Source organism: Stenotrophomonas sp. 62841_Sma (genome assembly GCF_056482945.1).
This window is the reverse complement of sequence record NZ_CM151224.1, coordinates 3,300,132-3,314,030: the sequence shown is the minus strand read 5'-3', so window position 1 is coordinate 3,314,030 and position 13,899 is coordinate 3,300,132. Positions and strand designations below refer to the sequence as shown.

General features: G+C 65.0%; 10 protein-coding genes and 2 tRNA genes. 11 read left to right on the top strand and 1 reads right to left on the bottom strand.

What is annotated here, in order from left to right; genetic code table 11:
• Positions 1–11 precede the first annotated feature (11 nt).
• The 11 genes from ACZK5G_RS15600 to pnp all read left to right on the top strand — a co-directional run bounded on the left by ACZK5G_RS15600 (position 12) and on the right by pnp (position 12,781).
• Positions 12–1,520 (top strand): NADH-quinone oxidoreductase subunit M, encoded by a 1,509-nt coding sequence (locus tag ACZK5G_RS15600; RefSeq protein WP_032128647.1) that lies wholly within the window; start codon positions 12–14, stop codon positions 1,518–1,520.
• 15 nt (positions 1,521–1,535) lie between these two features.
• On the top strand, positions 1,536–2,996 hold the full coding sequence (gene nuoN / locus ACZK5G_RS15595; RefSeq protein WP_032128648.1) for an NADH-quinone oxidoreductase subunit NuoN: 1,461 nt from the start codon (positions 1,536–1,538) through the stop codon (positions 2,994–2,996).
• Between the two features lie 127 nt (positions 2,997–3,123).
• Positions 3,124–3,200: transfer RNA gene (locus ACZK5G_RS15590), tRNA-Met, on the top strand.
• Positions 3,201–3,284: 84 nt separating this feature from the next.
• Positions 3,285–3,361 (top strand) — tRNA-Met (locus tag ACZK5G_RS15585).
• Positions 3,362–3,717: 356 nt separating this feature from the next.
• The gene (gene rimP, locus ACZK5G_RS15580) at positions 3,718–4,308 is read left to right on the top strand and encodes a ribosome maturation factor RimP (protein ID WP_164080648.1); all 591 of its coding nucleotides are present in this window, start codon (positions 3,718–3,720) and stop codon (positions 4,306–4,308) included.
• 4 nt (positions 4,309–4,312) lie between these two features.
• Entirely contained in the window at positions 4,313–5,824 is a 1,512-nt protein-coding gene (nusA, locus tag ACZK5G_RS15575; RefSeq protein WP_005410449.1) for a transcription termination factor NusA, read from the top strand.
• A gap of 92 nt (positions 5,825–5,916) precedes the next feature.
• Complete coding sequence (gene infB, locus ACZK5G_RS15570; protein ID WP_032128650.1) at positions 5,917–8,562, top strand: translation initiation factor IF-2; 2,646 nt, start codon at positions 5,917–5,919, stop codon at positions 8,560–8,562.
• 125 nt (positions 8,563–8,687) lie between these two features.
• Complete coding sequence (gene rbfA / locus ACZK5G_RS15565; RefSeq protein WP_005410447.1) at positions 8,688–9,071, top strand: 30S ribosome-binding factor RbfA; 384 nt, start codon at positions 8,688–8,690, stop codon at positions 9,069–9,071.
• A 107-nt stretch (positions 9,072–9,178) separates the two neighbouring features.
• Positions 9,179–10,087: a tRNA pseudouridine(55) synthase TruB gene (gene truB, locus ACZK5G_RS15560; protein WP_478463981.1), complete on the top strand. Its 909-nt coding sequence runs from the start codon at positions 9,179–9,181 to the stop codon at positions 10,085–10,087.
• A gap of 173 nt (positions 10,088–10,260) precedes the next feature.
• Positions 10,261–10,521 carry a 30S ribosomal protein S15 gene (gene rpsO, locus ACZK5G_RS15555; RefSeq protein ID WP_005410445.1) on the top strand — a complete coding sequence of 87 codons (261 nt, stop codon included), beginning with the start codon at positions 10,261–10,263 and terminating at the stop codon, positions 10,519–10,521.
• A 151-nt stretch (positions 10,522–10,672) separates the two neighbouring features.
• Positions 10,673–12,781 (top strand): polyribonucleotide nucleotidyltransferase, encoded by a 2,109-nt coding sequence (gene pnp / locus ACZK5G_RS15550; protein ID WP_125427128.1) that lies wholly within the window; start codon positions 10,673–10,675, stop codon positions 12,779–12,781.
• A 120-nt stretch (positions 12,782–12,901) separates the two neighbouring features.
• Here pnp and ACZK5G_RS15545 read toward each other — a convergent pair whose 3' ends face one another.
• Positions 12,902–13,888, bottom strand: coding sequence for a tetratricopeptide repeat protein (locus tag ACZK5G_RS15545; RefSeq protein ID WP_235202879.1), 987 nt, complete (start codon positions 13,886–13,888; stop codon positions 12,902–12,904).
• Positions 13,889–13,899: the final 11 nt, after the last annotated feature.

Genomic DNA, 13,899 nt, shown 5'->3' with positions numbered 1-13,899 from the left:
AATAAGAAGACGTGTCGAACTGGCCTCTACTCAGTGTCCTCATCTGGCTGCCGATCATCGGTGGTGCCCTGATCCTTGCGATCCGTGATGCGCAGACCGCCCGCTGGGCGTCGCTGGGCGTAGCGGTACTGACGTTCGTGGCGAGCCTCTCGCTGCTGAGCGGCTACAACGCGGGCATCGACGGTCTGCAGTTCGTCGAGACCCATGCCTGGATCCCGGCGTACAAGATCGGCTACAACCTGGGCGTGGACGGCATCGCCGTGGCGCTGATCCTGCTGACTACCCTGGTCAGCGTGCTTGCCCTGATCGGCGCCTGGAGCGCCATCGACAAGCGCGTCAACCAGTACGTGGCCGCCTTCCTGATCCTGGAAGGCGTCACGGTCGGTATCTTCTCGGCCACGGACGCGATGCTGTTCTACGTGTTCTTCGAGGCGATGCTGATCCCGATGTTCCTGATCATCGGTGTCTGGGGTGGCCCGCGTCGCATCTACGCCGCGCTGAAGTTCTTCCTGTACACCTTCCTCGGCTCGGTGCTGATGCTGGTGGCGCTGATCTACCTGTACATGAAGGGCGGCAGCTTCCAGCTGGCCGACCTGTACGCGCTGCCGCTGTCGGCCAAGGAACAGACCTGGATTTTCTTCGCCTTCCTGATCGCCTTCGCGGTCAAGGTGCCGATGTTCCCGGTCCACACCTGGCTGCCGGATGCCCACGTGGAAGCGCCGACCGCCGGTTCGGTGATCCTGGCCGCCATCGCCCTGAAGATCGGTGGCTACGGTTTCCTGCGCTTCAACCTGCCGATCGTCCCGGACGCGTCGCAGGAATGGGCGTGGCTGGTGATCGCGCTGTCGCTGATCGCGGTGATCTACGTCGGCCTCGTCGCCCTGGTGCAGGACGACATGAAGAAGCTGATCGCCTATTCGTCGATCGCGCACATGGGCTTCGTCACCCTGGGCACCTTCATCGCGTTGTGGCTGGTGCGTGAAGCCGGCAACGCCGATGCCGCACGCCTGGGCCTGCAGGGCGCCATGGTGCAGATGATCTCGCACGGCTTCGTGTCCGGCGCAATGTTCTCCAGCGTTGGCGTGCTGTACGACCGCATGCACAGCCGCCGCATCGCCGATTACGGCGGCGTGGTCAACGTGATGCCCTGGTTTGCGACCTTCGCCATGCTGTTCTTCATGGCCAATGCGGGCCTGCCGGGCACCAGCGGATTCGTCGGCGAGTTCATGGTCATCCTCGCGGCCTTCCAGCGTAATCCGTGGATCGCGCTGGGCGCGGCCACCACCCTGATCATCGGCGCCGCCTACACCCTGTGGCTGTACAAGCGCATCTTCTTCGGTGAAGTGGCCAACAGCCATGTTGCCGAACTGAAGGACATCAACGGCCGCGAATGGCTGGTGCTGGGCGTGTTCGCCATCGGCGTGCTGGCCCTGGGCATCTACCCCAAGCCGCTGACCGACCTGATGGAGCCCTCGATCGCGAAGCTGGCGATGCAGATCGCATCCAGCAAGCTGCTGTAATTCCAGGATTTGATGATGACCACCTCGCCGCTGCTGCCATTGACCGCCGCTGACCTGCCACCGCTCGCTCCCGAGCTGGTGCTGATCGGCAGCGCCTTCGCCCTGATGATCCTCGACCTGTTCGTCAGCAACCGGAACAAGATCGTCACCCACCTGTTCTCGCTCGCTGCGCTGGCCGTGGTGTTGTTCATGCTGGCCACCGGCGTGGGCGGGCAGGGGGAGGTCTTCCATGGCATGTTCGTGCGTGATACCGCCGCGGACGTGATGAAGACCGGGATCGTGCTGCTCAGCGGCCTGACCCTGGTCTACGGCTGGCGCTACCTGCGCGACCGCAACCTCTTCCAGGGCGAGATCCCGGTGCTGATCCTGTTCGGCACCGCCGGCATGATGATCCTGGTCTCGGCCGGCAGCCTGCTGATGGTCTACCTGGGCCTGGAACTGCTGGCGCTGTGCTCCTACGCGCTGGTTGCCAGCAACCGTGAGAACGGCCTGGCCTCGGAAGCGGCGATGAAGTACATCGTGCTGGGTTCGCTGGCTTCTGGCCTGCTGCTGTACGGCATGTCGCTGATCTACGGCGCCACCGGCAGCCTGCACCTTGACGTCATCCGCGAGGCCATCCCGCACTCGGAAGAGCGCGTGCTGCTGATCACCGGTGCGGTGTTCATGATCGCCGGCGTCGCCTTCAAGCTGGGTGCCGCGCCGTTCCACATGTGGCTGCCGGACGTGTATCAGGGTGCCCCGGCACCGATCGCACTGTTCATCAGCTCGGCGCCGAAGCTGGCCGCCTTCGGCATGGCCTACCGCTTGCTGGAAATGGGCGTGGGCCCGCTGTCGACCGAACTGCAGCTGCTGATCGCCGGCCTGGCCGCGGTCTCGCTGGTCATCGGCAACCTGATGGCCATCGCGCAGAGCAACCTCAAGCGCATGCTGGCGTTCTCTACCGTCTCGCACATCGGCTTCCTGCTGATGGGCATTGCCGGTGGCGGTTCGCAGGGCTATGCCGCCGCACTGTTCTATGCACTGGCCTACGCCATCATGTCGACCGCCGCCTTCGGCGCGATCATCGCGCTGTCGCGTGCCGGCTTCGAAGCCGAGAACATCGAAGACTTCAAGGGCCTCAATGCCCGCAACCCGTGGATGGCCGGCCTGGTGCTGTGCATCATGGCGTCGCTGGCCGGCATCCCGCCGTTCCTGGGCTTCTGGACCAAGCTGGCGGTGCTGGGCGCGGCAGTCAACGGTGGCCTGCTGTGGCTGGCCATCCTCGGCGTGCTGTGTGCCGTGGTCGGCTGCTTCTACTACCTGCGCGTCATCAAGGTCATGTACTTCGATGAGCCGGTGGGCGAGGCCATGCCGCGCAGCAACGACCGCGTGCTGGGCCTGGTCCTGGGCGTGAACGCGCTGGCGCTGCTGGCGCTGGGCCTGGCATGGAACCCGATCATGGTCTGGTGCCAGCAGGCATTTGCGCATCTTGCATAAAAGTTGACACAAAGCTGCGCGATTCGTGTAATATGCGCAGCCTGAGTTGTCACTGCAGCGGTTCAGCCAGAACATCGTTGCGGTAGCCCTCCTCGAAAGAGCAGGGCAGCAGTTCAAACACTTCCGGTGCGGGGTGGAGCAGTCTGGCAGCTCGTCGGGCTCATAACCCGAAGGTCGCAGGTTCAAATCCTGCCCCCGCTACCAACACATCGAATCGGCGCCAACCAGTTCGATGAATGAGGAAAAGCTTGCAGGTTTTGAAGTTATGCCTCATAATTCCGCTTCTGATGCGGGGTGGAGCAGTCTGGCAGCTCGTCGGGCTCATAACCCGAAGGTCGCAGGTTCAAATCCTGCCCCCGCTACCAAGTAAAGAGATCGCCTTCGAAGTCCTGCTTCGAGGGCGTTTTTCTTTGCGGCTCTGGTTGATCCGCCGGGCCATGCCCGGCGAGCGAAGCGGCCGGTTTCAGGCGGGTCCAAGCCTTGCACCAGCGCGGTGCAGTCGCTATCATCAGCGGCCTAGCAATACCCCTGAAGGCGGCCTCCCAGCGGGAGTCCGGACCCGGAAGGAGGGCCGCAACCGGCAGGCACTGCAGGTTGCAACCGGAATCCAGTCACCGGAGTCTTTCCGGAAAAGGGGCCCAGCGGGCCCTTTGTCGTTTCCGGGGCGTCATGTTTCCATGCCGGCCAAGGCCGGCACCCAACCAAGAGATCAAGGCAGGCTGTGAGCGACAAGGCAACCGACATCGCGAATCTGCTCGCCCCGACCGTTGTGTCGCTGGGCCTGGAGCTGCTGGGCGTTGAGTATCTGCCGGCCCCCGGCGGTGCGACCCTGCGCCTTTACATCGACGTGCCGCTGGCTGAACAGCCCGAGCGCATCATCAATGTCGACGACTGCGAGCGGGTCAGCCGCGAAGTGTCGGCACAGATGGACGTCGAAGACCCGATCAGCGGCAACTACACGCTGGAAGTGTCTTCGCCGGGCGTCGATCGTCCGCTGTTCAACCTGGAGCAGTTCGGCCGTCACCTCGGCGAAATGGCCAAGGTCACGCTGAAGCTGCCGCAGGACAACCGTCGCCGCCTGCAGGGCCGCATCGAAGCCATCGACGAGACCGCAGGTGCCATCACCTTCATCGTCGACAAGGCCGAAGTGGTCGTGTCGGCCGACAACATCGACAAGGCACGGATCATGCCCGACTGGGTGGCGCTGGGGCTGGCCCCGAGCAAGCCGACCGGTCCGGCACCGAAGCGTCCGAAGCCGAACAAGAATTCTTCTTCCAACGAGCCGGCGGCAAAGAAGCCGCGCGCGGAGTGAGCCAATGAGCAAGGAACTGTTGCTGGTAGTCGACGCAGTCGCCAACGAGAAGGGCGTGCCGCGTGAAGTGATCTTCGATGCCATCGAGGCCGCCCTGGCCTCGGCAGCGAAGAAGCGCTATCCCGACGAGGAAGTGCTGACCCGCGTGGTCATCGACCACAAGGATGGCAGCTACGAAACCTTCCGCCGCTGGGAAGTGGTGGCCGATGACGTGGTCATGGAATCGCCGGACCGCCAGATCCGCCTGATGGACGCCGTCGATGAAGCCGAAGGCGTGGACGTCGGCGACTACATCGAAGAGCAGATCGAGAACCCGGATTTCGGCCGCATCGCTGCCCAGGCCGCCAAGCAGGTCATCGTCCAGCGCGTGCGCGAAGCCGAGCGCCAGCAGGTCGTGGATGCGTGGAAGGATCGTGTGGGTGAGCTGATCACCGGCGTGGTCAAGCGCGCCGAGCGCGGCAACATCTATGTCGACCTCGGTGGCAACGCCGAAGGCTTCATCCCGAAGGACAAGGGCATTCCGCGCGACGTGCTGCGCGCCGGTGACCGCGTGCGCGGCTACCTGGCCGAAGTGCGCTCGGAGCCGCGTGGCCCGCAGCTGTTCATCAGCCGCGCCGCCCCGGAATTCATGATCGAGCTGTTCAAGCTGGAAGTGCCGGAAGTCGGCCAGGGCCTGGTGGAGATCAAGGCCTGCGCCCGGGATCCGGGCGACCGCGCCAAGATCGCCGTGCTCGCCCACGACCAGCGTACCGATCCGATCGGTGCCTGCATCGGCATGCGCGGTTCGCGCGTGCAGGCCGTGTCCAACGAGCTCAATGGCGAGCGCGTGGACATCGTGCTGTGGAACGACAACCCGGCCAACTTCGTCATCAACGCGATGGCGCCGGCCGAAGTGCAGTCGATCATCGTCGATGAAGACAAGCACTCGATGGACCTGGCTGTCGCTGAAGACCGCCTGGCCCAGGCGATCGGCAAGGGCGGCCAGAACGTGCGCCTGGCCAGCCGCCTGACCGGCTGGCAGCTCAACGTGATGACCCAGGACCAGGTCACCGCCAAGTCGGAGGCCGAGCAGGCTTCGGCCCGCCAGCTGTTCATGGACAAGCTGGAAGTGGACGAGGAAATCGCCGGCATCCTGGTCAGCGAAGGCTTCGGCACCGTCGAGGAAATCGCATATGTCCCGGTCGGCGAACTGCTGGCCGTGGAAGGTTTCGACGAAGACATCGTCGAAGAGCTGCGCGCTCGTGCCCGCGATGCGCTGCTCAATGAGGCCCTGGCAGTCGAGGAAGGCCTTGAAGACGGCCAGCCGGCGCAGGACCTGCTGTCCCTGAAGGGCATGGACGAAGCCACCGCGTATGCGCTGGCCGGCCACGGCGTGCGCACCAGTGAGGACCTGTCCGACCTGGCCGCCGACGAGGTCATGGACTTCGGCATCGAAGGGCTGGATCAGGCGCGCGCCGCTGCGCTGATCCTGGCCGCACGTGCCGAGGAGATCGCCCGACTGGAACGCGGCGAATGAGCCGGCAATGAACAGGGCCCTGAGCCGCTCAGGGCGTAGAATCCGCGCCACCTCCAGATGCGGGGGGGCGCCCACAAGATCATAGGATCCGAATGTCGCAGCAAACCACCATCCGCAAGCTTGCCGAACTGGTCAACACGCCGGTCGAAAAACTGCTGGAACAGCTGGCCGGTGCCGGCATGAAGTTCAGCGGTCCCGACCAGGTCGTGACCAGCACCGAGAAGGTGAAGCTCCTGGGCTTCCTTCGTCGTTCGCACGGCAAGCCCGAGCAGGCCCCGGAAGAAACTGATCAGTCTGCAAAGAAGATCACGCTCAACCGCCGGAAACAGCAGGAAGTGACGGTCAGTTCCGGTCGCAGCAAGACGACCGTGAATGTCGAGGTGCGCCAGAAGCGTACCTACGTCAAGGATGGTGCTCGCGCCATGACCCCGGACGAAGAGCGCGCCGACATCCTGCGCAAGCTGGAAGAGTCGCGTGCGCGCAACCTTGCCGAACAGCAGGCCCTGGCCGAGAAGGATCGTCTGCGCGACGAAGCCATCGTCCGTGCCCGTGAGGAAGAGGTTGCGGCCAAGGAACGCGCAGAGGCCGAGAAGAAGGCCGCCGAGGAAGCTGCGGCCGCCGCCAAGGCTGCCGAGGCGCTGGCGGCCAGCAAGCCCAAGCGCGCTCCGATCGATGAAACCGCGCCGCGCCCGCCGCGTGCTCCGGCCGCCGCTCCGGCTGCGCCGCGCAGCGCTCCGCCGCCGCCGCGCAACGACGACCGCAACAACCGCAGTGCGCCGCGCAACGAGCGTGGCCCGGGCGACCGTTTCGCCGGCCAGATGCACCTGTCGGCTGCCGACCGCGCGCGTCGTGGCAACAGCAACAACAGCAACACCCGTGGTCGTCCGGGCGGGCGTAACCAGGCCGGTGGCCGTCGCGACATGTCGCGCGGTGGCAACAATGCAGGTCCGCACGCCTTCGAGCGTCCGACCGCGCCGGTGGTGCGTGAAGTGGCGATCGGCGACACGATCACCGTGGCCGACCTGGCGCAGAAGCTCGCGCTGAAGGGCGGTGAGGTGGTCAAGGCGCTGTTCAAGATGGGCGTGATGGCCACCATCACCCAGTCCATCGACCATGACACCGCCGCGCTGGTGACCGAAGAACTCGGCCACAAGGCGATCCGTGCCAACGACAACGACGCCGAAGACGCACTGCTGGCCTCGACCGGTGAAAACCAGGGCGAAGCCACCCAGCGTCCGCCGGTGGTCACCATCATGGGCCACGTCGACCACGGCAAGACCTCGCTGCTGGATTACATCCGCCGCACCAAGGTCGCCACCGGCGAAGCCGGCGGCATCACCCAGCACATCGGTGCCTACCACGTGGATACGCCGAAGGGCGTGATCAGCTTCCTGGATACCCCGGGCCACGCGGCATTCACCTCGATGCGTGCGCGCGGCGCCAAGCTGACCGACATCGTGGTGCTGGTCGTGGCCGCCGATGACGGCGTCATGCCGCAGACCAAGGAAGCGATCCAGCACGCCCGTTCGGCGGGTGTGCCGCTGATCGTGGCGATCAACAAGATCGACAAGTCCGACGCCGACCCGATGCGGGTCAAGAACGAACTGCTGTCCGAGCAGGTCGTGGCCGAAGACTTCGGTGGTGACACCCAGATGGTGGAGATCTCGGCCAAGACCGGCCTGGGCATCGACGACCTGCTGGACGCCATCTCGATCCAGGCCGAACTGCTGGAACTGAAGGCCGTCGACGAAGGCCGCGCCTCGGGCGTGGTGATCGAATCGTCGCTGGACAAGGGCCGTGGCCCGGTCGCCACCGTGCTGGTGCAGCAGGGCCGCCTGAAGAAGGGCGACTACCTGGTGTGCGGCATCCAGTACGGCCGCGTGCGTGCGCTGTTCGACGAAACCGGCAAGCAGCCGGAGTTCGCCGGCCCGTCCATTCCGGTGCAGGTCCTGGGCCTGTCCGGCGTGCCGGAAGCGGGTGATGACTTCGTGGTCGTCGAGGACGAGCGCCTGGCCAAGGACGTTGCCCAGCAGCGTGAGACCAAGCGCCGTGAATCGCGCCTGGTCGCCACCGCCGGCAGCCGCATGGAAGACATCATGGCGACCCTGGGCAAGGGCGAGGGCCAGCAGGTCCTCAACCTGGTCATCAAGGCTGACGTGCAGGGTTCGGTGCAGGCCCTGAGCCAGGCACTGGTCGCGCTGTCCAACGAAGACATCCGCATCAACGTGATCCACTCCGGCGTGGGCGGCATCACCGAATCGGACGCCAACTCGGCGGCCGCTTCGAAGGCCACCGTCATCGGCTTCAACGTGCGTGCGGATGCTTCGGCCCGTCGCATCATCGAATCCAACGGCGTCGACCTGCGTTACTTCTCGATCATCTATGACGTGATCGATCAGGTGAAGCAGGTGGCTTCCGGTCTGCTGGGCGTGGAGATCCGCGAAGAGATCATCGGTATCGCCGAGGTCCGCGACGTCTTCCGCAGCTCCAAGCTGGGCGCGGTGGCCGGCTCGATGGTCATCGAGGGCGTGGTCAAGCGCAACAAGCCGATCCGCGTGCTGCGCGACAGCGTGGTGATCTTCGAGGGCGAGCTGGAATCGCTGCGTCGCTTCAAGGAGAACGTCGAGGAAGTCCGCAACGGTACCGAATGCGGTATCGCGGTGAAGGCCTACAACGACGTCAAGCCGGGTGACCAGATCGAGTGCTTCGAGCGTATCGAAGTGCCGCGCACCCTGTAATTGCTGCAACGGACCAGCCCTCACGGGCCGGTCCGCCCCCTGGTGGGGCCCGATCAAGGTCGGGCCGCTCCTCCTGGTAGGACCCGACCTTGGTCGGGTCACATTTGAATCGAGAGCCCGACCGCGTGCCCAAGACTTTCCATCGAACCGACCGTGTCTCCGCCCAGCTGCGCCGTGAACTCGGCACCCTGGTGCACAACGCTGTGCGCGAGCACGGGTTGCCCTCGGTGAGCGTGTCCGACGTGGAAATCACCCGCGACATGGCCCATGCCAAGGTATTCGTCACTGCGCTGATGCCGGAACGTTCGGCTGAAGCCGTGGCCGGCCTGAAGGAGCTGGGCTATCGCCTGCGCATGGACCTGGCCCGTGCGATGAAGCTGCGCCACGTGCCGGAGCTGCATTTCCACTACGACGACTCGGTCGACCGTGGTGAGCACATCGACAACATCCTGCGCGATCTGCCTGATACGTTGGCCGCTGAGAAGCGTCGCGAGAGCGACGAAGAATAACCGCGCGACGCCGGGCATGCCCGGCGTCGTTGCATTCCGGCTGCGCGATGTCTGATGCAGACCGCGCTGCAGCAGTCGAGCATGGCTCGACTCTACAAAATCCTGTCATGACCCGAATTCAGTTCCGCCGCCTGGATGGCATCCTGCTGCTCGACAAGTCGACCGGCATGAGCTCCAACGCCGCCCTGCAGGTGGCGCGCCGCCTGTTCCGTGCCGATAAGGGTGGCCATACCGGCAGCCTCGATCCGCTGGCCACCGGCCTGTTGCCGCTGTGCTTCGGCGAGGCGACCAAGATTGCCGGTCTGCTGCTCGGCTCGGCCAAGGCCTACGACGCCGAGATCATGCTGGGCCAGACCACCGACACTGACGATTCCGAAGGCCAGGTGCTGTTGCAGCGCCCGGTGCCTTCGATCAGTGCCGAGGCCCTGCAGGCGGCGCTGGCGCCGCTGACCGGCAGCATCCGCCAGCGTGCTCCGATCTATTCGGCACTGAAGCAGGGTGGGGAGCCGCTGTATGTGAAGGCCCGCCGTGGTGACGTCATCGAAGCGCCGGAGCGTGAGGTGCAGGTGCATGCCATCGAGGTGCTGGAGCAGCAGCCCGAGCGGTTGCGGCTGCGCGTGACCTGCGGCTCCGGCACCTACATCCGCAGCCTGGCCCGCGACCTGGGCGAGGCGCTGGGCTGCGGTGCCCACATCAGCGCGTTGCGCCGGCTCTGGGTCGAGCCGTTCCATGAACCGGCGATGGTCACCCTGGACCAGCTGCGGGCGATGGTCGAGGCCGGTGACGAGGCCGGGATGGACGCGCTGCTGCTGCCGCTGGCGGCCGGCCTGGCTGAATACCCGCGGGTCGACCTCGATGCCGACCAGGCCCACCGCTTCTGCGTCGGCCAGCGCCAGCGCGACCTGTCCTGGCCGCATGGCCTGGTGGCCGTGTTTGGCCCGGACGATGCTGTCCAGGGCCTGGGCCAGGTCGATGACAGTGGCCTGCTGGCTCCGCAGCGTCGTTTCAACCTCTGACCTGGGCCGGGCGGTTCAGCCCCGGACCTTGTCCCGGAAGCCCCCGACCGTTACAATTTCGCGGCCGTTTTCCGGCAGCCTGCCTCGCGCAGGTTTCATCCTCGTAGTCCACGGCGAGCCTGGCGGTGCGCGAAGCGCGTTCCTGCCGGCCACGCATCACAGAGAAAAAAGAAATGTCGATCGACACCCAGAAGGTCATTGAAGACAACAAGCGCAGCTCGGCTGACACCGGCTCCCCGGAAGTCCAGGTTGCACTGCTGACCGCCCGCATCGAACTGCTGACCGGCCACTTCAAGACCCACAAGAAGGACCACCACAGCCGCCGCGGCCTGCTGCAGATGGTCAACCGCCGTCGCAGCCTGCTCGACTACCTGAAGAAGAAGGACGTCGAGCGTTACAAGGCCCTGATCGAGAAGCTTGGCCTGCGTCGCTAAGCAACGAATCCCCCGCGGCGCAGCGATGCGCCGCGGTTTTGTTTTGTAGCACCGCAATCCCCGATTCAGGCCGGAACGATCCGGCCACCCGCTGGCGGCAAGGGTCGCCGACGGTCCAAATTCGCAGACAGCATCCCCAAGGACACCCTCCGTGGCAAAAATCACCAAAACCTTCCAGTACGGCAAGCACACCGTCACGCTCGAGACCGGCGAAGTCGCCCGTCAGGCCAGCGGTGCCGTCATCGTCAAGATGGACGACACCGTACTGCTGGTCACCGCCGTCGCCGCCAAGAGCGCGCGCGAAGGCCAGGACTTCTTCCCGCTGACCGTCGATTATCAGGAAAAGTTCTACGCCGGCGGCCGTATCCCGGGTGGTTTCTTCAAGCGTGAGGGCCGTGCGACCGAGAAGGAAACCCTGATCTCGCGTCTGATCGACCGTCCGATCCGTCCGCTGTTCCCGGAAGACTACAAGAACGAAGTGCAGATCATCGCCACGGTCATGTCGTTGAACCCGGACGTGGACGGCGACATCCCGGCCCTGATCGGCGCCTCGGCTGCCCTGGCCCTGGCCGGCACCCCGTTCATGGGTCCGATCGGCGCTGCCAAGGTCGGTTACAAGAACGGCGAGTACATCCTGAACCCGACCGTCAGCGAACTGGCTGACTCGCAGCTGGAACTGGTCGTCGCCGGTACCTCCAACGCCGTGCTGATGGTCGAATCCGAAGCCGCGCTGCTGTCCGAAGAAGTGATGCTGGGCGCCGTGACCTTCGGTCACCGCGAAATGCAGAAGGTCATCAACGCGATCAACGAGCTGACCGTCGAAGCCGGCACCAAGCCGTCGACCTGGGAAGCTCCGGCCAAGAACGACGCGCTGATCTCCGCCCTGAAGGAAGCCATCGGCCCGCGCCTGGGCGAAGCCTTCCAGGTGCGCGACAAGCTGCAGCGCCGCGACGCCATCTCGGCGATCAAGAAGGACGTGGTCGAAACCCTGGCTGGCCGCGTGGCCGCTGAAGGCTGGAACCCGGCCGAGCTGTCGAAGGAATTCGGCGAGCTGGAATACCGCACCATGCGTGACTCGGTGCTGGACACCAAGGTCCGTATCGACGGCCGTGCGCTGGACACCGTCCGCCCGATCGCCGTGAAGACCGGCGTACTGCCGCGTACCCACGGTTCCTCGCTGTTCACCCGCGGCGAAACCCAGGCCATCGTGACCATCACCCTGGGCACCGCCCGTGATGGCCAGGTCATCGATGCCGTTGCCGGTGAGTACAAGGAAAACTTCCTGTTCCACTACAACTTCCCTCCGTTCTCGGTGGGTGAGTGCGGCCGCATGATGGGCCCGAAGCGCCGCGAAATCGGCCACGGTCGCCTGGCCAAGCGCGGCGTGCTGGCTGTCATGCCGTCGCTGGAAGCCTTCCCGTACACCATCCGCGTCGTCTCGGAAATCACCGAGTCGAACGGTTCCTCGTCGATGGCATCGGTCTGCGGTTCGTCGCTGGCCCTGATGGACGCCGGCGTGCCGGTGAAGGCGCCGGTTGCCGGTATCGCCATGGGCCTGGTCAAGGAAGGCGAGCGTTTCGTCGTCCTGTCCGACATCCTGGGTGACGAAGATCACCTGGGCGACATGGACTTCAAGGTGGCCGGTACCGCTGAGGGCATCTCCGCCCTGCAGATGGACATCAAGATCGAAGGCATCACCGAAGAGATCATGAAGCAGGCCCTGCAGCAGGCCAAGGCTGGCCGTCTGCACATCCTGGGCGAAATGGCCCACGGCCTGACCGCTCCGCGTGAAGAGCTGTCGGACTACGCGCCGCGCCTGCTGACCATCAAGATCCACCCGGACAAGATCCGCGAAGTGATCGGCAAGGGTGGCTCGACCATCCAGGCCATCACCAAGGAAACCGGCACCCAGATCGACATCCAGGACGACGGCACCATCGTCATCGCCTCGGTCAACGCCATCGCTGCCCAGGCCGCCAAGGCCCGCATCGAGCAGATCACCTCGGACGTCGAGCCGGGCCGCATCTACGAAGGCAAGGTCGCCAAGATCATGGACTTCGGTGCGTTCGTCACCATCCTGCCGGGCAAGGACGGCCTGGTCCACGTGTCGCAGATCTCCAGCGATCGCGTCGAGAAGGTCGGCGACGTGCTGAAGGAAGGCGATGTGGTCAAGGTCAAGGTGCTGGAAGTCGACAAGCAGGGCCGTATCCGCCTGTCGATGAAGGCCGTTGAAGAAGGCGAAGCCGCCAGCGCCGAATAATCGGCGGTAGGTGTCAACCTTGGTTGACACGCTCCTGGAATCGCTGAAATGAAAAAGCGGGCTTCGGCCCGCTTTTTCTTTGCCTGGAATCCTGTGGATGAGGACCGTTGGTCCTTGCACTTACGCGTCTTCTTCGTCCTCACCCAGCCACCAGACCTGGCCTGGCTCCGGGTCGCTCATCGGGTGCTCGCGCTGTTCGATGGCCTCCAGCACCCGGCCGGGGGCTGCAGCGACCCACACCGCCATGAGCTTTTCCACCGCAGCCCGGCCCTGTGCGGCCACGCCGAGGTCACGTTCGCGTCTCCATTGGTCTTCATCTGGCGCCTCATCACCATGCTGGTGCGGCGTGCCGTAGCTGCAGCGGCGGCACAGCCGGCGCACGGTAGCCGTCCAGTCCTCGACCATGCCGATGCCGGGCAGGGTGATTGCCTCCAGCGCAGCGATGTCATCGGCCGAATCGCACTGCACGAACACGGTGAAGGTCGCCATGTCCGATGCCTGAAGGCGCTGCATTGCATTGAACACCGGCACCTCGTGTTCGCTGTACGTACGGCGGCCGGTCGAGGCGCCGTCGTGCAGCACGATGTCGCCGAAGCGAAAGCCGCTTTCGGGCAGCGGTACGTTGTCGATGCGTGCACGCACCGGATCAATGCGGCTCATATACACCACTTCGGCATCCGACCACGGTGCCAGGCGCACGCAGGCCACGCCGAAGTGGCCCTCGATCGGGCCCTCGCCTTCGGGCAGGGTGATGCCACAGCGGGTCCACTGGCGTCGTGCTTCGGCCCAGTCCGCCATGCCGGTGGCGGCGATGCCGGCATTCCAGGCAGTGGCGACATCGAATTCCCCACGCAGCTGCTCCGATTGCAGGTTGTCCTGCAGTGAGGCAGCCCAGTCGCGCAGATACTTGTGCGCCAATCCGCGCATGTAATGCAGGTACGGCACTTCGGGGGCGAGTGCGATCAGCTCGCCGAACAGCGCCACCGCCTGTTGCAGGTCGCCTTCGCGGAAGGCGCCGTAGGCGCGTGCCTCCAGGGCCTGGCATTCGTCGAGGGTTTCGTCGTCCAGCAGGTCGCCGTCGTCGAGGTTGTCGTGGTCGGTGCTCATGTCCATGCGCG

Coding starts and splice junctions, on each gene's coding strand:
- nuoN (WP_032128648.1), top strand. CDS start 1,536: ATGACCACCTCGCCGCTGCTGCCATTGACCGCCGCTGACCTGCCACCG.
- nusA (WP_005410449.1), top strand. CDS start 4,313: ATGAGCAAGGAACTGTTGCTGGTAGTCGACGCAGTCGCCAACGAGAAG.
- infB (WP_032128650.1), top strand. CDS start 5,917: ATGTCGCAGCAAACCACCATCCGCAAGCTTGCCGAACTGGTCAACACG.
- truB (WP_478463981.1), top strand. CDS start 9,179: ATGACCCGAATTCAGTTCCGCCGCCTGGATGGCATCCTGCTGCTCGAC.
- rpsO (WP_005410445.1), top strand. CDS start 10,261: ATGTCGATCGACACCCAGAAGGTCATTGAAGACAACAAGCGCAGCTCG.
- ACZK5G_RS15545 (WP_235202879.1), bottom strand. CDS start 13,888: ATGAGCACCGACCACGACAACCTCGACGACGGCGACCTGCTGGACGAC.